We start from the raw sequence: 20,735 nt of genomic DNA, 5'->3' as shown, positions 1-20,735 counted from the left end.
ACTTGCATTACTTATTAAACAGGTGTGGATATTTTCATGTTTTCCACAGCAGAAATGACTTTACTTTCAAGAAATCGTACGAGTATGAAATATCTCCTCTCCTCATTAATAATTATTGCTTTTTTTCTAAATAGCTGCGAAAAAGATCAAAACCGTAAACTGTTGGGCGGTTATTTTAAGTACAGTATTAATGGCAAGGAAACCATTATTAATGATGAAGTTGGCATTAATAGTAACGTGTTCGATTGCACTTTTAAAGGCGACTCCGTTTTGACCATCAACGTCTCGAAGATTTACGAAGGAGCCGGTTTTATAGTCAAAAGCGATAGCATTAAAGACGGGACTTATGTGCTCGATAATGCAAACAAAGCTTACTACACAAATCCCCTTGACCAGAAAAGATACTACACCAACGATAAGTTCAAAGGAACGCTTAACATTAAAAAAGGAACGTTCGAAGCGAAGGAGTTATTATATACCCTTGAAGGCACCTTTAATTTCCAGGCCGTTGATACAGTAACTGGTAAAAACTTTAATGTAGTCAACGGCTCTTTTCTAATGGAGCGGACCACTTTTCATTAAATCTTTTTGTTACCGGCTTTTGTCCATACCTCAACATCGTTGTGTCACTCACTTTTGCTGTAGTCCATTCTTCATCACTTGCTAAGGATTTTATTCAAACTGTCTTTTCTATATCTAAAACTTTAAAACTACAATTTTGGAAGGCCCTGTTCAAGAAGATCAAACATTTGAAAACCTCAATTATGAAGAAAAGCAATTAACGGTAAAAGAATTCACGGAGTGCGAATTCATCAACTGCAACTTCTCTAAAACTAATCTAAGTAATATTAATTTTATGGATTGCCTGTTTAAAGGTTCAAACCTTTCTTTGGCAGTTTTAGCAAATACAGGAATAAAAAACATCAGGTTTCTAAACTGTAAGCTGATGGGTCTCGACTTCAGCGTTTGCAACGACTTTTTATTCTCTGCGACCTTTGAAAATTGTCAACTCGACTATTCTTCATTTTACAAAAAGAAGATGAAAAAAGCAGTTTTTAGCGATTGCAGTTTGAAGCAAGTGGATTTCGCAGAAGCAGACCTAACCGCTGCAATATTCAAACACTGTGATCTAGCTGATGCAGTGTTTGTGCAAACAATTTTAGAAAAAGCTGATTTAAGAACAGCTAAAAACTATGCGTTCGACCCGGAACAGAATAAAGTCAAAAAAGCAAAGTTTTCTTTACCAGACGTGTTAGGATTATTAAATAAGTACAATATCGATATCAGTTGAAACAACTTCAACACTGGTATCTTAAGCCACGAATTGCTGAAAACTCAATTCCTAATTCAGTTTTTTCTTCATGCTGCTTACCTGTTCCTGTAAATTATTAACCAGGCTAGCCAATTGATTTACGTCCCAGCGCTGCTGCACGTTCGCCTTTGAAATGATCATCTGCGCTTGCCATAATTCAACTATTTCATCAGCGTTTACCTGGTAAGGCTCGTACAGGGGATTATCGCTCACCAGCGTAACCTTCGTTTTGCTGCGGTTATTCTTCAACACCCTTTTATATACAATACCTTCATTTCGCGAAACCACGATGTAAGTATTGCTTGTTTTTACATCCTCGATATTTTCCAGCTTCTCACCAACAATCACAGATCCGCTTTGAGTAGGCAACATACTATCTCCAATTATTTCAAACGCGCGGTAGCTACCTGCACCTAACATTGGCAGCGTAAACGTATTCAACTCATCAATAAAATCTGGATCGGCATAACCTGCCAAGTATCCGGCCGCAGCTTTAACAGGTACAAATTGTATCTCAGCAACATTTGAAGACATCTTCAATTGCCTTCGTTTTTCCATGTAAGTGCTACCCTTAGCATTAGCTACATCTTTCAATAACAACTCGTCCAATGTTATTTTAAAAATGCCGCTAATAATCTCGAGCACCTCTAGTTTTGGCTCAGCCCGCTCCTCTTCATATGCACCTAAAAGTGAACGTTTAATTTTCAGTTTATTGGCAAATTCTTCCTGGGTCCACCCTCTTAGTTTCCTAAGGTATTTCAAATTTTTTCCGGCTTGAGACATAACAAGGCTAATTTGTTTAGCTGCAAATTACTAATAATATTAGCTTAGCAAAAACATTTTTTTGGAAGCAATATATTTATAATGACTTTTGCACCGTTAAGTAAAGAATATATGGCAAAAGCTAAAAAGGACACTGTAGAAAATGAAGAACTGCAAGCTAATACTTCAACCAAATTAAAACCCGGCCGAGGACCAGAACAGCCCCAGCAGGATACAAAGGTAAAAGCCGCAAAAGAGTCAAAGAAAAGTACACCGGCAGTTCGCCAACGGTCTTCAAAAGAGGAACCTATTATACTTATTACTAACGATGATGGCGTTACAGCACCTGGTATTGCAGCGCTGGTTGATGCAGTAAAAGATTTGGGCAAAATAGTGGTTATAGCGCCTGACAAAGCTCAGAGCGGAATGGGTCATGCTATTACGATCGGTACCCCTCTCCGTATGGTGCAGGTCAACCAGTTTGGCGATAACATAGAAGCTTACTCGTGCAACGGCACTCCAGTTGACTGTGTAAAACTTGCTGTAGATAAAATCCTTCACCGTAAGCCTGATATTTGTCTCAGCGGCGTAAACCATGGCGCCAATCATTCCATTAATGTTATTTACTCAGGGACAATGTCGGCCGCCCTGGAAGCAGCTATTGAAAGCATTCCAAGTGTAGGTTTCTCTTTACTTGACTACAGTCTTGAAGCTGATTTTACCGGTGCTAAAAAGTACGCCCGCTTGATTGTAGAGCAAATTCTTACCACTAAAGCGATCGACAAGCATCTTTGCTTAAACGTAAATTTTCCCGCTGTAACAGTCGAACAACTGAAGGGTCTAAAGATCTGTCGCCAGGCTTATGCGAAGTACGAAGAAGACTTCGCCGAGCGTACCGACCCAACCGGCAAAAAGTATTATTGGCTGACCGGCGAGTTTGTCAATTTCGACAAAGGCCGCGACACCGACGTGTGGGCCCTCAACCATAATTACGCAAGCGTAGTGCCTGTGCAGTTCGACCTTACTAATTACAAGCTGAAAGAAAAGCTTGAAAAAACATTCAATCTTACTTAATGCTAAAAGACGACCTCAAGTTAGGTATCATCCTGGGCTTTATAGCTCCTATAGTTGGCATGCTGTTGTACTACTTCATTCAGTTCAAAAGTGTAATGTCCTTCGGCGAATTTGTTCATATTATCCTTGTACAACGAACCCTGCTGACTGCTTTGGTAAGTGTTTCTCTTGTAGCCAACGCAGCAATTTTCACCTTATATATTAATAAACGCCTAGATCAAACAGCCAAAGGAATTTTTATCGCAACATGTATTTACGGAGTAGCTTCTTTAATCTGGAAGTTTCTTTTGTAGCCACTAATTGGATCTATACCTAACATCGTTGTGTCACTCCCTTGTACAACAAGTAACTATTCATCTTTTTAAAATACCAATACCAACAATGCCACACCTCACCCGTGTGGCACCTTCATTTATATGCCTTTTCAAATCGTATTTCCCCCTTCTCCGCGAGGAGAACGGCCGGGGATGAGGCGAACAATGGCAGAGTTTTTTCTGTTATGAGCAATTGCTAATGAACTATTAATGCCATTAATCGAATTTTCAGATAAAGGTTTATGTTGTCCTCAAGGCCAGTTTTACATTGACCCATGGAAGCCTGTCGACAAGGCATTAATTACACACGGCCACAGCGATCATGCTCGCTGGGGATCTCAATCTTACCTGTGCCATAGCTTCACAAAACCAATACTTCAACTAAGGTTAGGCGACAATCCATATCAAACCGTAGAATGGGGTGAAACGATTTTTATGAACGGTGTAAAAATCTCTTTCCATCCCGCTGGTCATGTCATTGGCTCCTCGCAAATACGGCTGGAGTATAACGGAGAGGTGTGGGTTGTTAGTGGAGACTACAAGGTAGTCAACGATGGCCTTAGCGGACAATTCGAAGCAGTGCGGTGCAATACTTTTATAACCGAGTCAACTTTTGGCCTGCCAATCTATAAATGGAAGTCACCGGAACAGATTAACAAAGACATTCAAAGCTGGATTCAACAAAATACAGCCGACAAAAAAACAAGCGTAATTACTGCTTATAGCTTAGGTAAGGCACAACGAGTAATACAGGCAATCGCAGAAGTGACAGAAAAAATTTACGTGCATGGCGCGATTTACAACGTACACGAAGCACTGCTTAAAGCAGGATGGAAACTGCCTACAGTTCATCGCGTTACTTATGAAACTACAAAAGAGGAATTGGCCGGAAGCGTGGTAGTTGCTCCACCTAGTGCCGACGGAAGCTCATGGATGAAACGGTTTCCAAATTATGTTGTTGGGGTTTGTAGTGGATGGATGCAGGTACGCGGAAACGCACGACGAAGAAACGTAGATGCAGGTTTCGCAATGAGCGATCACGCAGATTGGCCCGGATTGTTGCAGGCGGTAAAAGCAACCGGCGCAGAGAAGGTATTTGTAACACATGGATTCCAGGCAACGTTTAGCAGGTACCTAAATGAATTGGGAATTGAAGCAGGAGAAGTTAAAACAGAATACGGCAACGACGAAGAAGAAGGACTAACACCTTCAGCGGCTGGAATTGAGGACGTCGAAAAACTCGCGGAAGATGAGTGATTTTGCAAACGATATCGAAAAACTTGTTGTCGAAGACAATGAAAGAGATCATCCTTCGTCTTCTACAGGCTTGGGAGGTTTTGCTGATTTGGTGAGAGTTTTAGGTACAAGCACAAAAACAACTGATAAACTTGAAGCACTCGTTCAATATTTTTCAGAAGCAGACGATAGAGATAAAGTTTGGGTAATCGCTTTATTCAGTGGTAGAAAACCTAAACGCGCAGTAAATACAACGCAGCTAATTACCTGGTGTGTTGAAGTTGCGGGTTTACCTGGATGGCTGTTTGGAGAAAGCTACCACACCGTTGGTGATCTTGCTGAAACTATCTCATTACTATTACCCGAAACAGTAACAACAAACAGATCAGTCGAAACAAAACCTTTACACTTTTATATTGATACTTTTCGGCACATTGAAAAGCAGGATGAAACGATAAAAAAAGAATTTATCCTCGACAGCTGGAAACAAATGAATCAAAATGAGCGATTTGTTTTTAATAAACTCATCACCGGCGCATTTCGAATTGGCGTTTCTCAAAAAATGATGGTGAATTCCTTGGCTAAATTCACCAGCCTTGAAGCTTCAGTTATCGCGCATCGTATAAGTGGCAACTGGGACCCATCAACTACAACCTTTGCAGAGCTTTTAAACGAAAGTCCAACAATTACGGATTATTCAAAACCCTACCCGTTTTATCTCGCCTACGCGTTGGATGAAGATCCTGAAACTCTGGGCGATACGGCCGAGTGGCAGGTTGAATGGAAGTGGGACGGCATTCGTGGCCAAATGATCAAACGCAATAATGCACTGTTTGTCTGGAGTCGAGGGGAAGAACTGATGACAGACAAGTTTCCTGAATACCATTCACTAAAAGATGTATTGCCTGACGGAACTGTTTTAGACGGAGAGATCATTCCTAGTATTGACAAAAAACCGCTCCCTTTTGCTTTATTACAAACAAGAATTGGGAGAAAAAATGTAACAAAGAAAAATCTGCAGGAGACCCCCATCACCTTTTTTGCGTACGACCTTTTAGAGTACAACCACGAAGACTGGCGGAACCGCCCGCTAACTGAAAGGCGAAAGCAATTGGAAATATTAATAGAACCTCTCACTACACCAACCATCATTCTTTCGCCTGTTGTAGAGTTCAATAAGTGGGATGAACTAACCGCGTTGAGAAAAACTTCAAGAGAAATGGGTGCTGAAGGTTTTATGATCAAACGAAAGTCGAGCATCTACCAGGTAGGCCGAAAGACAGGCGATTGGTGGAAATGGAAGATCGAACCACTGGTTATTGACTGTGTAATGATCTATGCCGAAAAGGGTTCTGGCAGAAGAAGTAATTTATACACCGCATATACGTTTGCGGTGAGAGACGGAGAAAAGCTGGTACCATTTACAAGAGCCTACAGCGGGTTAACGGATAAAGAGTTTACTGAAGTTGATTCATTTGTAAAACGAAACGCAATAGAAAAGTTTGGTCCTGTAAGAACTGTAAAACCTGAACTGGTTTTCGAAATTGCATTCGAAGGCATAGCTGCGAGCAACCGCCACAAGAGCGGCGTAGCACTCCGTTTTCCACGAATCAATCGCTGGCGTAAGGACAAAAAAGCTGACGAAATCAACACTTTGGAGGACTTGAAAAAGATGTTGGAGGTGTATGGTAAATGAGCGACCTACTTACACATTTTCTCGTTTCAACAAATCTCTTCGATAATGCTTCAAAGCTTTGAAACTGTTTATGCTATGCTAATACAACTCCTCCATAATAACTTCAACTTATCTTTACCGCTCACCGATCAGCTTCCCGTTACAAGAACAACCAACAGCATTAATGCTCGAAAAAACACCCGGATATAAAGTAATCAAGACTTGGCTGGCTTCAAAAAAAATGAAGCCTTTTGAATTCCAGGTTCAGGCGTGGCAGGAAATACAAGCGGGAAACAGCGGCCTCGTTAATGCACCCACTGGTTTCGGTAAAACCTTCTCTGTCTTTCTTGGAGCAATCATCAATTTCATCAATCAGAATCCTAAAAGCTATAAAACAAAGAAAAAAAATGGCTTGCAACTGCTTTGGGTAACTCCGCTAAGAGCCCTGGGAAAAGACATTGCCCGCGCAATGGAAGAAGTTATCGAGGAACTTGGAATGAATTGGCAGATTGGAATCAGGAATGGAGATACAGACGTAAATGAAAGGCAAAAGCAAAAACGAAATATGCCGGAAGCCTTGATTATTACGCCTGAAAGTCTTCATTTGCTACTAGGCCAGAAAGACTACCCGGGAACATTTTCAACACTGCAAATAATTGCAGTGGATGAATGGCACGAACTCCTCGGAAGCAAACGGGGTGTTCAGGTAGAGTTAGCAGTTTCAAGAATAGTCGGTCTTAGGCAAAAACTTGCGGAACAATCTACAGCTTTACCTCTATCACTTTGGGGTATAAGCGCGACAATTGGAAATCTTGAACAAGCGAGGGATGTATTGCTTGCCCCGTTGATTACCTCTGACCGGTCAAATACTATTACGCCACTACTATCACCTGTTATCGTTAAAGCAAACCTGCGAAAAGACATCGCAATCGAATCAGTTATTCCCGAAGAAATTGAAAAATTTCCATGGGCAGGTCACCTGGGGTTAAACCTCGCACAGCAGGCGGTAGACATTATTCGCGCTAACAATACTACCCTTGTTTTTATCAATACCCGCGGCATGAGCGAACGTTGGTACCAGAAGATTTTAGAAATTGCTCCCGATCTCGCAGGTGCCATTGCGCTCCACCACGGAAGCATCGAACAGGAAATTCGGTTATGGGTGGAAGAAGCGTTACATACCACCAAACTAAAAGCTGTTGTTTGCACTGCAAGCCTGGATCTAGGCGTCGACTTCCGTCCTGTCGAAACCGTCATCCAGGTTGGATCTCCCAAAGGCGTTGCCCGTTTTTTACAACGCGCTGGCCGTAGCGGTCATCAGCCAGGTAAAGTGAGTAAGATTTATTTTCTACCAACGCATTCTTTAGAGTTGGTAGAGGCTGCGGCGCTAAAGCAAGCTATGGATGAAAATATCATAGAAAGTCGGGAACCGCGAATGTTATGTTTCGATGTCCTCATTCAATATTTATGTACACTGGCGGTAGGTGAAGGCTTTAAACCTGATGATATTTTTGAAGAAGTAAAACGCACCTATTGCTACGCTGATATTACTGATGCAGAGTGGCAACAGGTCTTACATACGATCGTAAATGGTGGCGATGCCCTGCTTCAATACGACGAATATAAAAAAGTTGAAGTAGGCGAAGATGGAGTTTACCGGATAAAAAACCGAAGAATAGCCATGCGCCATCGTATGCATATTGGAACGATCGTTAGCAGCCCAATGATGAAAGTAAAGTTTATTTCTGGCGGCTACGTTGGTGTGATTGAGGAGACATTTATCTCGAGGCTTGAACCTGGAAATGTATTTACGCTCGCAGGTCGAAACCTTGAGTTTGTGATGGTAAAGGAGATGACAGCACTCGTTCGAAAATCGAATGCTTCAAAAGCAATCGTACCGAGTTGGGACGGCGGAAGAATGCCGCTCTCATCCAACCTGGGTATGATGCTTAGAAGAAAATTCAATTCCGCCCTGACTTCCAGCGATGTCGAATTAAAAGCCCTTAAACCTTTGTTCGACCTGCAACAAAAGCTTTCTCACGTTCCAAAAGAAAATGAGTTATTGATAGAGCAGATCGAGACTAAAGAAGGTTACCACTTATTCGTTTATCCGTTTGAGGGACGATTAGTGCACGAGGCGATGGCAGCAATTTTAGCCTATCGCGTCAGCCGTATTACGCCTATCACTTTTTCAATTGCTATGAACGACTATGGTTTTGAATTGCTGAGCGATCAACCTATTCCCGTAGACGATGTCAACGTGTATGAACTTTTTTCTACTGACAATTTGTTTGCAGACATTCAGCGAAGCGTAAACTCTACAGAAATGGCGCGGCGAAAGTTTCGAGACATTGGGGTAATTGGAGGGTTGATTTTTACAGGATACCCTGGCGAGCAAAAGAAAGCACGGCACCTGCAATCTTCGGCCTCTTTGATCTTTAATGTATTTACAGAATACGACAATAAGAACCTCTTGCTTCGCCAGTCGTACAACGAAGTGATGGAACAACAAATGGAAGAGATGCGGTTGCGAAATATGCTCGAGCGGATACAAAAGTCGAACATCATTTTAAAGTGGCCCACTCAACTTACCCCTTTTTGTTTCCCGGTGAAAGTAGATAGCATGCGTGAAAATATGAGCAGCGAAAAGCTCGAGGACAGAATAAAGAAAATGCAGGCACAATTAGAAAAGTAGGATAATTATTGTCAAGTTAATTAAGGCTGAACTCAACATGCTTAATGCATAGTTTCCGTTTTAAAGTGAAGCATGGAAATCAAACCAGCTGACGTTATTGAGAGGTTTTGCTGATTGTGTACAATTGTACTTTTCAAATAAGCTTTTTACTTGCTCATAAGATTTCCACTCTCCTTTGGTGTCGTCCCCGAATGGACCCGAGGAGCCATACAAATGCTTAAATGATATAAATCTTTGCAGTCTCAACTTAATGCCATTTCGGACAACCTGATACTTTGGGTAATAAAATTTTTTCTCCTTATCTAAATCAATCTGAATAAAGTTATCTCCTTGACTGATTAATTTGAATTTTTGATAACCTTTCGATTTCAAGATATCAAGCCATTCCAGGTGGCAGGCTTCACAAGAGACGTACTGAGGTTTGTTGCCGTTGTCGGGAATGTCTAACAAGCACATGTAGTCATATCCTTCAATGTCAATCTTCAAATAATATGGCATGCCGTAAGTTTCGAACAATTTTTTGGTTGTGATACACTCAACATTCAAGACCTCATACCTCGTCTCATTTCTTGAACCTATTGATTTATCAAATGAACTCCACTCCGAACATCTGAGGTTTTTGTAGAACGGCCGCACACCTTCAGATTGGGCAATACAGACATTTAGTATAATTAACTGGCCTGAAGCTGTGTATTTACAAAGGTTCTTTCTAGCTTCTTCAACCAGCTCCGGATTGGCTTCAATCGCTAAAACTCTAAATCCCTTTTTCAAATAATACCTTGTGTCCTGACCTATGTGCATTCCAATATCATAGACAAGCTTATCCATACAAAGCATTTCAAGTAGTATAGAATTGTCTACAAAAAAAGTTTTTTAAAGGAAGAATTGCAACGGCAGGATTTTACAAATTCGAAAAATGTAATTAAAAATTGTTTAAAAAGAATGTCAAAAGCAGTTCTAAAGTATTGCAACGCTCAACAATGTTTCTTGGGTCGGCAGACTAACCATCGCATTGTTGTGTCGCTCTCTTGTACTTGTCGAGTTAACTCAGCTTTTTAACCCACTATATCGGTCACTCAAGTTCCTATACTTTCCAAACGAACATTGAGCGATCCAATTAGCCAGCAGATGAATTAAACGGATTAAGGGTTGGTTACGTATCCAATCTGCAGCGTTTGACCATTAGGAAATGTGGCGAAAATATATCCCTGGAATGTTACCCCGTACATGGAAGAAGCTGTTTGATACATCCACGCCAGGTTAGGAAAAATAGGTGGTATTCTTCGGCCTACCTGCATTGCTTGCCCGTATGGATTCACCATTACAATCGCATTGCTATTGGTAACATAATATGCGTTAGGATCGTTCACAAAAACGCATCTCATCACATAGCTATTGGCCATGTTAGCAGTAAAAGGCGGCGGACCAGGTTGAGGATATTGAGTAAACTGCGATTGGTTTATTGGGTTGTTGTTCGGCTGCTTATTATAATCTTCTGGAACGCCGGTTTCACTATTAACATTCCATTCATTGTTGTGATCCGATGTTTTTGCTTTTTGAGATTTGTCGTTCAAATCCTTTTCATGGTTATCAATTACAAAATTTTGCTGCTCCTTTAACTTGTCCAATAGTTCAAGCAAACGCCGCGAGACAGCCGGTAAACCATCCATGTTGAAAAGATCTAATCGATGCTTTGACCGCAGGCCATAAGGAATAGCAACAATATCAGACGGCTCTTCTAAAAAAACAGGAACCACACGGTGCTTATCTTTATCCTCACGAGCCATATCAATAGCTCCTGCAATCTCCTCATTTTGATAATACGCTTTCCCGGTGTTAGAAGAAACCAGCACAACTGTTATCAAAGAATTTCTTTGTGCCGCAGGCAATTCCTCCTCCCAGCTATCGCCGAGAAGAAGACAATAATTATCTAGAAAAACTTTACAGTGAGGCGCCAAAAGAGCACGTAAAGATTCCGCGACAGCAGCATCTGCAGAAGCATGAGCTATAAAAAAATGCCACTTGTATCCATTGATATCCATGTTGGTTCTGGTTGAAATGATATTATTGAATCCTACTAAAGTTTCTAATTCAAGATGTAGTCGATACGCGCTAAAGTCTTTTCTAAGGTAGAAAAAGTATTAATAAAATAATATTTCCATTCAAGACAGTAAATATGAAGCAGGGTTGCCTACTAAGACAATGATAGCGACAAAATCAGGGTTAACCGTAAATGTCAAAAGCTGTCCTAAAAGTATTGCAATGCGCCTCGACAATATTTTTAATATCAGGAGAATAACCGCCACCCATTGAAACCACACAAGGAATGGCGTGTTTTTTTGCCAGCGAAAGCACCATTTCATCTCTCTGTTTACATCCTTGTAGGGTCACTTTTAATTTACCAAACTTGTCTGTTTCAAGAATATCTACACCGGATTGGTAAAAACAAAAATTTGGTCTTACCTGGTTAATTAGCTGCGGCAAAGTTTCTGATAAGATGTTTAAGTATTGCACATCGCCTATCCCATCTGCAAGTGGAATATCAAGGTCTGATTGTTCTTTATGAAAAGGATAATTCTGTTGGCCATGCATGCTAAAAGTAAAAACGCGGGGCTCATTTTCGAAAAGCTTAGCGGTACCGTTACCCTGGTGAACGTCTAAGTCAATAATAAGAATTTTGCTAGCCAGGTTGTTGTGGAGTAAATAATTTGATGCAACTCCCTGGTCATTCAACATGCAAAATCCTTCTCCCTTATTTGCAAATGCATGATGGGTTCCACCGGCCACATTTAAGGCAACACCAGTTTCAAAAGCATAATGACAACAATCGATTGTTCCTTGCGTAATAATAAGTTCTCTTTCTGTCAGCGCTGGCGATTGAGGAAACCCTATCCTTCTTTGTTCGGAAGCAGTCAATTGTTGATTGACTAGTTTGTCCAGGTATTCCGGCGAGTGAGTAAGCAAAATGATTTCTTCACTGCAGGGTGCTGACGCAAAAATATTATCAGGGGTAATGGAGCCCTCGTGCAACAACTGCCCGGGAATTAACTCATACTTTAGCATTGGAAAGCGGTGACCTTCAGGCAACGGATGAGAATAAATCGGAGAATAGGCTATCTTGATGATGTCACTAATATTTGTCGATTCTTAATTTAAGGCCTTTTTTGTTCCATACCGTTCTAGGGCTGAAGAATGCGACGCAACGAACGATTCCAGAAGGACTTATGCGAGTTTCACAAAACACCCTTATAAAGGTCCGTTCCTCACATACACGTTACACTTTCACAACTGCACCTTGTTGACCTTTTGAAAAGTTGGAAGGTATAATAGCAAAAACGTTGTCGGCCGACTTTCGATCTATCAATGCCGTTCCGGTAAATTTTGAAAACGCCGGTATCACTGCAAAGTTTTCAGCAAAATAATAACACGGCAAAGAGACCTTTTGTTTTGCAAGCCCCTTTAGCAGCACGCACGGATGGATATGACCGCTGAAGTAATAGTGAACATCATCGGACGGGCCGCAAGCTTCGCTAATGTCATGCACAAAACAAAAATTTGCAAGGTGATAATGTAGATCTGAAACAGAAATATTTGAGTCAGCATACCACTCTCTTTTTAGGATGTCGTGGTTGCCTTTCACGAGCTGAATATGAAGGGCGCTAAAATCACTTCTCCATTTTTTAAATAGATCCAGTTCCTTGTTTAACACGCTATGAAACAAATCGCCCACTACCAATAACTGCTCGGGCTTGTAAAATTGTAACTGGGCCATCAATCTCTGCATATCCTCTTTGTAAACATTCTGAGGAACGGCTATGCCTGACTTACGAAAATGACCAGTTTTTCCAAAATGAAGATCAGACACGATGAGCACATTTTGTTCTTCCCAGTAAATGCAGCGATCGGGTGACAGCCACAGCGTTTGTTGATGTAATGAAAACTTCTCGGATACCTGCACTCCTAAATATTTTAACGGCGCCAAAGATATATAATACAAAGGGGGTAAGAAATTAGTTTACCTATCAGACCAAGCGAGGAAGCTTTTAACAGAGCTGTTTTAGAATTATTCTTTTAAAAATTATTGATGGACTTTTGCAGCCGCTACTAAGTGTTATTGAAGTTTAATTTTAAAGAATGAATTGGGAGACAATTTTTACAACGCAACGTATAGGGCAACAAAAAGAATCTGCCGGACCGAGATCGGGGTTTCAAAAAGATTTTGATCGAATCATATTTTCATCAGCCTTCAGAAGATTGCAGAATAAAACGCAGGTATTTCCCCTACCCGGGAGCACTTTTGTGCACAACCGTCTTACGCATTCCCTGGAAGTTGCCAGTGTCGGACGATCGTTGGGTAGCATGGTAGGAGAAAGACTTAGTAAAGAGATTGCTGATAGATCGAGCGATAGTTACGAGTTCTATAGATACGAGTTGGCGAATGTAATAGCTGCGGGCTGCCTTGCACATGACATCGGTAATCCTGCATTTGGTCACTCGGGCGAGAAAGCTATTTCGGCCTATTTTATTGATAATGCTAATTTGCTTATTGATGAAAAACCACTTGAAAAGTTCTTTAGTAAAAGAGAGTGGGCCGATATATCAAACTTTGAAGGCAATGCAAATGCAATTAGAATACTAACCCACGTTTTTAAAGGTAGATTGACCGCAGGACTAGGGCTTACTTACACGACAATTGCATCCATTCTAAAGTATCCTTGCGAAGCCACAGGTATAAATAAACAATTTAAGCACAGAAAGAAATTTGGCTTCTTTTTGTCTGAAGCTGATGCTATTCATTCGATTGCTGAAAAATTAGGGATGCACCGGGAAGAAGGTGAAACAGTGATGTATAAACGTCATCCTTTTGTTTATTTGGTGGAAGCTGCTGATGACATTTGTTACAGCATTATTGATATGGAAGATGCTAACAGGCTTGGTATTCTCTCTCATGATTTGGTAAGCCATTCGTTCTTTAACGTAATTAATTGCCTGAATGACGAGCAAGATTTTAAAAAGAGGACAGAGGAGATTTACAACAAAATCGGTGACGTGAATGAAAAAATTAGCTTCCTCAGGGCAAGAGCAATAAATCTTCTAACCACAAAAGCAGCCGAAGTGTTTTGGGAGAACAGGCAACAAATACTGGACGGAACATTCAATGATACTTTGCTTGATAATATAGAAAACCGCTATGGCGCGTTAAAAGAAGTGATGAGAATCTCAAACGAGAAGATTTATAATCATGACACAGTGTTGGAAATTGAAATAGCGGGCTATAATGTAATGTCTGAATTGCTTAGTTTATTCGTTCCCGCATTGTTGAAGAAGAAACCGAATCATAAAGACGAGAAAGTGTTAAAGCTGTTCCCGGTACAGTTTCGAGAATTTGAAGAGACAAATTCGCCTTATGAAAAAGTACTCAATGCTTTTGACCTTATATCAGGTATGACCGATTTGTACGCAACAGAAATGTATAGAAAATTAAAAGGTGTTGATATACCTCAACACCGATAATTAAAAGCTATGTCAGCCTGCTAGCTTGACAACTTATTAGGGTCGTCGTCGTTGCTCTCCCAACTATCTAAAGCTTCGGGATCAGGCATATTTCCTACATGCGCGTTTTCATCAACGATAAATCCTGAAGCATCTATTTTCGGTGCCGATGCCGGGTCGGTAGCAGGTGTCAACAACTCCCCTTCTGTTGCAGTACTTTTTTGCACGTGCTCCTGGTTGCCTTTACCATCTTCATCGTTCCTTTGTTGCATATCTTTTTCAAGATCCTCATTACTCATTTCAGCCGGATTATTATTATCCATACTTGCCATTTTAGTATCTGTTGTTCTATGGAGTAGTTAAAAAACTATGCCGCTTCGATCCTTATTCGGGAATGTTTAAAATAGTTTTTGCGAGGTGGATCATCTTTTCATCTCCAGTGTATTTGCCCCGTTCGTCTGAGAGTTTTACTACAGATGTCCACTCTCCCCCGTCGGGAAAGGCCTCCACCATTTTGATTACTATGTTCATTGGCTTTAAACCAACATCGTTGGTAAGATTTGTACCAATCCCGAAAGACATACCGATTTTCTCTCTACAAAATTCTGCTATCCGGGCTACTTTTTCGTAATTCAAAGCATCGGAAAAAATGATCGTTTTAGACATGGGGTCTATCCCTAGCTTTTGATAGTGTGCTATTGTTTGTTGTGCAAATTCAATAGGGTCTCCACTGTCGTGTCTTACCCCGTCAAAGAGTTTCGCAAACATTCTATCGAACTGGTCATAGAAGACTTTTGTAGTGTAGGTATCAGAAAGCGCAATACCCAGATCGCCTCTATAGACCTTCACCCAATTGTCAAGACCTAAAGAATTCGCCATTTTAAATCCATACTTAGCTGCATGAAACATAAACCATTCGTGGGCATGTGTGCCTATTGGCTTTACGCGATTTATCATCGCAAAATGTACATTGCTTGAACCGACAAAAGAGCTTTGCCCATATTGTTTAAGCGCCTGCATTACCAACTTATGCACCTGGTACGAATGTCTCCGCCGGGTCCCAAACTCTGCGACTGTTACGCCTAGTGTATTGTACTTTTCAATTTTTTCTTTGGTTACCTCTATTACATCCTCGTCATTGTTGCGTTGCTCGCCGGTCATTTTATAATATAGTTCTGACACGAGGGCCAGTAGCGGGATTTCCCAAAGAATGGTTCTGTACCAATACCCCTCTAAGAAAATATGAACGTTGTCACCCGCCTGCTCAATAACCACTTCCCCAGGATTATAACAATAGCCTTGTAAAAAATCGAGATAAGTAGGATCAAGATAGGGGCAGGTGGTGGCTAAATATTCTTTTTCCTCTAATGTAAGTTTCAACCCTGCCATTGCATCTACGCTCGCCCTAAGTTGCGAGGCAAAACCATCAGGGAAACGGTGTTTTCCCCGGTTGATAAATTCATAACGCGCTTTCGCCTTCGGAAATAAATTAACCACGCCATGCTGCATCGTAAACTTGTAGAAGTCATTGTCAAGTATAGAAGAAAGTTGCACTTCAGCTTTAGCCATTCTTATCCTTTTGAGGATTTATGCAAACATGCTACCACGAAAAGTAATACGATCAAAAGGGCTATCGATCTAAATAAATAGGCGAATAAACACTTTTCAATATACTCAACAGAAAAAGCTAGTGCAGCGTATGATGCTTTATCTTTTTTGTTTTGAAAGTAAAATGCTTTTGGCTGAGGTAACTGAATGTTACAACAAAAGCAGTCGTGATTATTTTGGAGATAATGGCATTGATGTGCAACTGCTCAATAAAGAATTTCAAGAACATATAGTTAAGAGCAATGCATGCCAACACCATAGAAAAGTACCTGATGAGCTGCACTCTTCCGCGCAAATTACTCTCGCTAAAAACAAGGTATCTGCTGTAATAAAACCCAATCGGAAAAGTGATGCAAAACGCAGCAATCATTGCTGCAATGTGTGGACTAATAGCAAAATATTGAAAATGCATTACCCCGTTTTGCTTGAACCTGTTTTCAAAAACACTAAAAAGAAAAATGTCCAGTATGGTGTTCGCACCCCCGCACGCTGCATAGCGAAAGGTCTGCAAAGGCATGAGCTTTCTAAACAAGGGATAGAAAAAATCAATAATGTTAAGCAAGAAATTATTCATTATCCGGTCGTACTAAATGGGGCGCGAAGATAAGCGTTGTAAATTGTACTTTTGGCGCCCAAAGCGTTAAAAAGAATGAGTGTTGTTTCTAAGATAAAACAGGTTGCGGCTGTAGCTATAACTGCATTGTATAACTTCAAGATAGATGAAAACCAAATACTGGTAAATGCAACAAAGCCTGAGTTTGAAGGTGAATATACCATTGTGTTATTTGCATTTGTAAAGCAATTAAAGAAATCGCCTGAAGCACTTGGCAAGGAACTAGGTAAGTTTATTGTAGAAGCTAATCCTGGTTTATTTGTCGGACACAACGTCATTAAAGGTTTTCTTAACTTATCCATTGCACCTGCTTACTGGACCGACTTTTTGCACCAGGAATTTGCTAACGAAACCTTTGGCAAATCGCCGGCAAAGAACAAAAAAGTTATGGTGGAGTATTCATCTCCGAACACCAACAAACCTTTACATCTTGGTCACCTGAGAAACAACTTTTTGGGTTGGAGCACCGCAGCAATTTTAAAGGCTTCAGGTAACGAAGTAATAAAAACATGCATCGTAAATGACCGTGGAATACATATTTGCAAAAGCATGATTGCATGGCAAAAACATGCAAAGGGAGCAACTCCTGAATCGACAGGAAAGAAAGGTGATCATCTCGTGGGAGACTATTATGTAAGATTTGAAGAAGACTTAAAAGCTGAAGCGGCAAACGTGTACGATCAGTTAGAAAGCAGGGAACTTGAGGGGTTTACCAAAGAGGAAGAAAATAAAATAATGTTGTTGGTGGATGCTTTGGAGCACGCAGAGCGTAGCCAGAACAAAGAGAAATACAACGAGATAAAGAGCCAGTTAATTGAAATAGCCCGTAACAATACACCCATCATGAAAGAAGCAAAACAGATGCTTCTTAAATGGGAACAAGGCGACGAAGAAATTCTTGCGTTATGGAGGAAAATGAACAGCTGGGTGTATGCGGGCTTCGATAAAACCTACGAAAGAATAGGCAGCGATTTTGATAAAATTTACTACGAAAGCGATCTCTATCTTTTAGGAAAAGATATTGTTGAAGAGGGCCTGCAAAAAGGAGTTTTATTTAGGAAAGACGATGGAAGCGTGTGGATTGATCTGACAGCAGATGGCCTCGATGAAAAACTGGTTTTACGCAGGGATGGAACGTCAGTCTACATCACACAAGATCTTGGACTGGCCCAGTTGAAGTATAAGGAATATGGTATTGATGAAAGCATTTATGTGGTAGGCGACGAGCAGAATTATCACTTGAAAGTGCTAAAGCTGATCCTTCAAAAACTGGGTGCTCCATACGCCAATGGTATCACTCACCTGAGCTACGGAATGGTAGAACTTCCAACAGGAAAAATGAAGAGCCGCGAAGGCACCGTTGTAGACGCTGATGATTTGGTTGACACGATGATTGAAATCGCAAAACAGAAAACCAAAGAACAGGGTAAAACGGAAGGATTTACTGAAGCTGAATTGACCGAGCTATACGAGACGATTGGATTGGGCGCTTTGAAATTTTTTCTCTTAAGGGTAGATCCAAAAAAGAAAATGATTTTTAACCCTGAGGAAAGCATCGAATTACAAGGCTTTACAGGACCATTCGTTCAATATACGCATGCACGTATAAAAAGCATTCTAAGAAAGGAGATGCCTAAAGCACTACCCCTTTCTCCGGATTTGCTACGGCTAGAGAAGGATATCATTATTAGTTTAGAACAATTTACCACGGTTATAGAAGAAGCAGGAAATGACCATGACCCTTCCAAAATTGCTATCTATGTATTTAACCTCGCGAAAACGTTCAATTCATTCTACACAGAACATTCCATCGCGAACGCAGAAACTGAAGAGAAAAAAGAACTGCGCCTGCAATTAGCAGTATTAACGGCGCGTACAATTAAAATAGCCATGGGTTTATTAGGTATTCCAGTCCCGGAAAGAATGTAGTTTTCTATAGACGGAAATATTGCCTGTAAATCGTTCAAACCTTTGAGATACGATTCTATTTTTAATTGAAATTGATAACTTTGCGGTCAGCGCAACGGAAGAACGGTATTTTATTTGCGGCCCATATATTCCGGCAATTGTTTTTACATGTAATAATGATTATGAACCTTTTAATCGAAATGTTGTAGTTAAGCACATGTTTCACCTTTTAAATTTTTAAAGAATGATACCAGCAGAAAATGGTAAACAAAACCAATCTCAAAGCAACGGCAGTTCAGGCAACGAACCGTCTAATAGCTCTGATATTCTAACAACCCGCCAGGGACATCCCGTATCTAATAATCAAAGTCTTCGTACCGTTGGTAATCGCGGTCCTGCGACTTTAGAAAATTACCAGTTTTTAGAAAAGATGTCTCATTTCGATCGTGAGCGTATCCCTGAAAGAGTAGTGCATGCACGGGGTTCAGGCGCCCACGGAGTTTTTGAAGCTTACGGAACGGTAGGAAATGAACCTGTTTCAAAATATACGCGTGCTAAACTTTTCCAGGAAAAAGGAAAACAGACTCCGGTATTTGTACGGTTTTCGACAGTAGGACATGGTATTCATTCTCCTGAGACATTAAGAGATCCACGCGGTTTTGCCGTTAAATTTTATACTGAAGATGGCAACTGGGATCTTGTTGGAAACAATCTGAAAGTGTTTTTTATACGTGACGCTATAAAATTTCCTGACCTTATTCACTCTCAAAAGCCAGATCCTGTAACCAACATTCAGAGTGGCGAGCGCATTTTTGATTTCATCAGCAATACGCCTGAGGCGATGCACATGGTTACCTTCCTGTTTTCACCATGGGGTATACCGGCCAACTACAGGCAGATGCAAGGTTCGGGAGTAAATACCTACAAGTGGGTTAACGCAGATGGTGTAGGAGTATTGGTGAAATATCACTGGGAGCCGTTGCAAGGGATCAAAAATCTTACGCAGGCGCAAGCTCAGGAAATACAAGGCAAAAATTTCAACCACGCCACACAAGACCTTTACGAGGCAATTGAAAGAGGTGAATATCCCCAGTGGGAATTGAACGTGCAGATAATGGAAGATGGCGAACATCCTGAACTTGATTTTGATCCGTTGGATGATACTAAGTTGTGGCCGCAAGACCAGTTTCCATGGTATCCTGTGGGCAAAATGACTTTAAACAGAAACCCTCTAAACTTCTTTGCTGAAGTTGAGCAATCTGCTTTTGGTACAGGTGTATTGGTTGATGGTTTGGACTTTTCTGATGACAAAATGTTGCAGGGCCGAACCTTCTCTTATTCTGACACGCAGCGTTATAGGGTAGGTGCAAACTACTTGCAATTACCTATTAATGCTCCAATAAAGAAAGTGGCAACTAACCAAAGAGATGGACAAATGGCTTATCACCAGGACCTTGTTCCGGGTTTAAATCCTCACGTAAACTATGAGCCTTCAAGTTTAGGTGGTTTAAAGGAAGCAACACCTGCAGGTAAAGACCATACGCCATCTTATTCTGCAAGCCTGGTTCGTCAAAAAATTGACAGAACAAACGATTTCAAGCAGGCAGGGGAAAGATATCGCATGCATGAAGATTGGGAAAAGGATGACCTTATTTCAAACTTGTCAAATGCGTTGGCACCGGCTGCGAAAGTGATCCAGGATAAAATGATAGAACTTTGCACTAAGTGTGACCCTGAGTATGGACAGCGTGTTGCGGACGGAATTAAGAAAGTTTCTGAAATGCTGAAGAAAGAAAAAGAGATGAGTAAGAACGGAAACGGACAGCCTGCTCCCGGAAGTGATGCTCAAAAACATGAAGCAGTTAAACAGGCCGAAAACATGGCTACAGAAGCAAAGCCTTATTAGATAATAATTTTAGATTTAAATGCGAGCCTGGTGATTTTTCACCAGGCTTTTTTAATTGTACCAACGAGTTTTTTGTGGTACGAGCAGTAGGTTTCCTGCGCATCTTTTGTTGTGTCACTCACTTTTACTGTACAACATT

At 40.9% G+C, this 20,735-nt stretch carries 18 protein-coding genes; 10 read left to right on the top strand and 8 right to left on the bottom strand.

What is annotated here, in order from left to right; translation table 11 throughout:
* The first annotated feature begins 84 nt into the window (after positions 1-84).
* Together SAE01_RS02640 and SAE01_RS02635 are read left to right on the top strand one after the other, a co-directional pair.
* A complete protein-coding gene (locus SAE01_RS02640; RefSeq protein ID WP_147201969.1) occupies positions 85-582 on the top strand; it encodes a DUF6252 domain-containing protein in 498 nt (165 codons plus the stop codon).
* Between the two features lie 136 nt (positions 583-718).
* Positions 719-1,291, top strand: coding sequence for a pentapeptide repeat-containing protein (locus SAE01_RS02635; protein ID WP_147201968.1), 573 nt, complete (start codon positions 719-721; stop codon positions 1,289-1,291).
* A 51-nt stretch (positions 1,292-1,342) separates the two neighbouring features.
* Here SAE01_RS02635 and SAE01_RS02630 read toward each other — a convergent pair whose 3' ends face one another.
* Positions 1,343-2,095 (bottom strand): XRE family transcriptional regulator, encoded by a 753-nt coding sequence (locus tag SAE01_RS02630; RefSeq protein WP_147201967.1) that lies wholly within the window; start codon positions 2,093-2,095, stop codon positions 1,343-1,345.
* Positions 2,096-2,206: 111 nt separating this feature from the next.
* Here SAE01_RS02630 and surE point away from each other — a divergent pair, with 111 nt between their 5' ends.
* The 5 genes from surE to SAE01_RS02605 all read left to right on the top strand — a co-directional run bounded on the left by surE (position 2,207) and on the right by SAE01_RS02605 (position 9,068).
* A complete protein-coding gene (gene surE / locus SAE01_RS02625) occupies positions 2,207-3,148 on the top strand; it encodes a 5'/3'-nucleotidase SurE (RefSeq protein ID WP_246113140.1) in 942 nt (313 codons plus the stop codon).
* Positions 3,148-3,441 carry a hypothetical protein gene (locus SAE01_RS02620; protein ID WP_147201965.1) on the top strand — a complete coding sequence of 98 codons (294 nt, stop codon included), beginning with the start codon at positions 3,148-3,150 and terminating at the stop codon, positions 3,439-3,441. The genes surE and SAE01_RS02620 overlap by 1 nt, the downstream gene beginning before the upstream one ends.
* A gap of 231 nt (positions 3,442-3,672) precedes the next feature.
* On the top strand, positions 3,673-4,719 hold the full coding sequence (locus SAE01_RS02615; protein WP_147201964.1) for a ligase-associated DNA damage response exonuclease: 1,047 nt from the start codon (positions 3,673-3,675) through the stop codon (positions 4,717-4,719).
* On the top strand, positions 4,712-6,394 hold the full coding sequence (locus tag SAE01_RS02610) for an ATP-dependent DNA ligase (RefSeq protein ID WP_174834596.1): 1,683 nt from the start codon (positions 4,712-4,714) through the stop codon (positions 6,392-6,394). Before SAE01_RS02615 ends, SAE01_RS02610 begins: the two co-directional genes overlap by 8 nt.
* 163 nt (positions 6,395-6,557) lie before the next feature.
* Positions 6,558-9,068 (top strand): ligase-associated DNA damage response DEXH box helicase, encoded by a 2,511-nt coding sequence (locus SAE01_RS02605; protein WP_147201963.1) that lies wholly within the window; start codon positions 6,558-6,560, stop codon positions 9,066-9,068.
* Between the two features lie 60 nt (positions 9,069-9,128).
* Here SAE01_RS02605 and SAE01_RS02600 read toward each other — a convergent pair whose 3' ends face one another.
* The 4 genes from SAE01_RS02600 to pdeM all read right to left on the bottom strand — a co-directional run bounded on the left by SAE01_RS02600 (position 9,129) and on the right by pdeM (position 13,026).
* Positions 9,129-9,896 carry an FkbM family methyltransferase gene (locus SAE01_RS02600; RefSeq protein ID WP_170234059.1) on the bottom strand — a complete coding sequence of 256 codons (768 nt, stop codon included), beginning with the start codon at positions 9,894-9,896 and terminating at the stop codon, positions 9,129-9,131.
* A gap of 314 nt (positions 9,897-10,210) precedes the next feature.
* A complete protein-coding gene (locus SAE01_RS02595; RefSeq protein WP_147201961.1) occupies positions 10,211-11,110 on the bottom strand; it encodes a toll/interleukin-1 receptor domain-containing protein in 900 nt (299 codons plus the stop codon).
* A gap of 181 nt (positions 11,111-11,291) precedes the next feature.
* Entirely contained in the window at positions 11,292-12,131 is an 840-nt protein-coding gene (locus tag SAE01_RS02590; protein ID WP_147201960.1) for a histone deacetylase family protein, read from the bottom strand.
* Between the two features lie 211 nt (positions 12,132-12,342).
* Positions 12,343-13,026 (bottom strand): ligase-associated DNA damage response endonuclease PdeM, encoded by a 684-nt coding sequence (pdeM, locus tag SAE01_RS02585; RefSeq protein ID WP_147201959.1) that lies wholly within the window; start codon positions 13,024-13,026, stop codon positions 12,343-12,345.
* Positions 13,027-13,202: 176 nt separating this feature from the next.
* On the opposite strand from pdeM, the gene dgt reads away from it, so the two are divergent.
* Positions 13,203-14,582: a dGTP triphosphohydrolase gene (gene dgt / locus SAE01_RS02580; RefSeq protein WP_147201958.1), complete on the top strand. Its 1,380-nt coding sequence runs from the start codon at positions 13,203-13,205 to the stop codon at positions 14,580-14,582.
* Positions 14,583-14,602: 20 nt separating this feature from the next.
* Here dgt and SAE01_RS02575 read toward each other — a convergent pair whose 3' ends face one another.
* The 3 genes from SAE01_RS02575 to SAE01_RS02565 form a co-directional block, all read right to left on the bottom strand.
* Positions 14,603-14,884, bottom strand: coding sequence for a hypothetical protein (locus SAE01_RS02575; protein WP_147201957.1), 282 nt, complete (start codon positions 14,882-14,884; stop codon positions 14,603-14,605).
* A 61-nt stretch (positions 14,885-14,945) separates the two neighbouring features.
* Positions 14,946-16,130 carry a nicotinate phosphoribosyltransferase gene (pncB, locus tag SAE01_RS02570; RefSeq protein WP_147201956.1) on the bottom strand — a complete coding sequence of 395 codons (1,185 nt, stop codon included), beginning with the start codon at positions 16,128-16,130 and terminating at the stop codon, positions 14,946-14,948.
* Between the two features lie 118 nt (positions 16,131-16,248).
* Positions 16,249-16,686 carry a GtrA family protein gene (locus SAE01_RS02565; protein WP_246113151.1) on the bottom strand — a complete coding sequence of 146 codons (438 nt, stop codon included), beginning with the start codon at positions 16,684-16,686 and terminating at the stop codon, positions 16,249-16,251.
* Positions 16,687-16,818: 132 nt separating this feature from the next.
* On the opposite strand from SAE01_RS02565, the gene argS reads away from it, so the two are divergent.
* Together argS and SAE01_RS02555 are read left to right on the top strand one after the other, a co-directional pair.
* Entirely contained in the window at positions 16,819-18,711 is a 1,893-nt protein-coding gene (gene argS / locus SAE01_RS02560) for an arginine--tRNA ligase (RefSeq protein ID WP_147201954.1), read from the top strand.
* Positions 18,712-18,937: 226 nt separating this feature from the next.
* A complete protein-coding gene (locus tag SAE01_RS02555; protein WP_371860434.1) occupies positions 18,938-20,596 on the top strand; it encodes a catalase in 1,659 nt (552 codons plus the stop codon).
* The last annotated feature ends 139 nt before the right edge of the window (positions 20,597-20,735 follow it).

The organism is Segetibacter aerophilus, from assembly GCF_007991655.1.
Lineage (GTDB): Bacteria > Bacteroidota > Bacteroidia > Chitinophagales > Chitinophagaceae > Segetibacter > Segetibacter aerophilus.
Note: the sequence above shows the minus strand (reverse complement) of the source record. Positions and strands in the feature narration are given on the sequence as shown.

Coding starts and splice junctions, on each gene's coding strand:
- SAE01_RS02630 (WP_147201967.1), bottom strand. CDS start 2,095: ATGTCTCAAGCCGGAAAAAATTTGAAATACCTTAGGAAACTAAGAGGG.
- SAE01_RS02640 (WP_147201969.1), top strand. CDS start 85: ATGAAATATCTCCTCTCCTCATTAATAATTATTGCTTTTTTTCTAAAT.
- SAE01_RS02595 (WP_147201961.1), bottom strand. CDS start 11,110: ATGGATATCAATGGATACAAGTGGCATTTTTTTATAGCTCATGCTTCT.
- dgt (WP_147201958.1), top strand. CDS start 13,203: ATGAATTGGGAGACAATTTTTACAACGCAACGTATAGGGCAACAAAAA.
- SAE01_RS02610 (WP_174834596.1), top strand. CDS start 4,712: ATGAGTGATTTTGCAAACGATATCGAAAAACTTGTTGTCGAAGACAAT.
- SAE01_RS02605 (WP_147201963.1), top strand. CDS start 6,558: ATGCTCGAAAAAACACCCGGATATAAAGTAATCAAGACTTGGCTGGCT.
- SAE01_RS02600 (WP_170234059.1), bottom strand. CDS start 9,896: ATGGATAAGCTTGTCTATGATATTGGAATGCACATAGGTCAGGACACA.
- SAE01_RS02575 (WP_147201957.1), bottom strand. CDS start 14,884: ATGGATAATAATAATCCGGCTGAAATGAGTAATGAGGATCTTGAAAAA.
- SAE01_RS02620 (WP_147201965.1), top strand. CDS start 3,148: ATGCTAAAAGACGACCTCAAGTTAGGTATCATCCTGGGCTTTATAGCT.
- SAE01_RS02615 (WP_147201964.1), top strand. CDS start 3,673: ATGCCATTAATCGAATTTTCAGATAAAGGTTTATGTTGTCCTCAAGGC.
- pncB (WP_147201956.1), bottom strand. CDS start 16,130: ATGGCTAAAGCTGAAGTGCAACTTTCTTCTATACTTGACAATGACTTC.
- argS (WP_147201954.1), top strand. CDS start 16,819: ATGAGTGTTGTTTCTAAGATAAAACAGGTTGCGGCTGTAGCTATAACT.
- surE (WP_246113140.1), top strand. CDS start 2,207: ATGGCAAAAGCTAAAAAGGACACTGTAGAAAATGAAGAACTGCAAGCT.
- SAE01_RS02565 (WP_246113151.1), bottom strand. CDS start 16,686: ATGCCTTTGCAGACCTTTCGCTATGCAGCGTGCGGGGGTGCGAACACC.
- SAE01_RS02590 (WP_147201960.1), bottom strand. CDS start 12,131: ATGCTAAAGTATGAGTTAATTCCCGGGCAGTTGTTGCACGAGGGCTCC.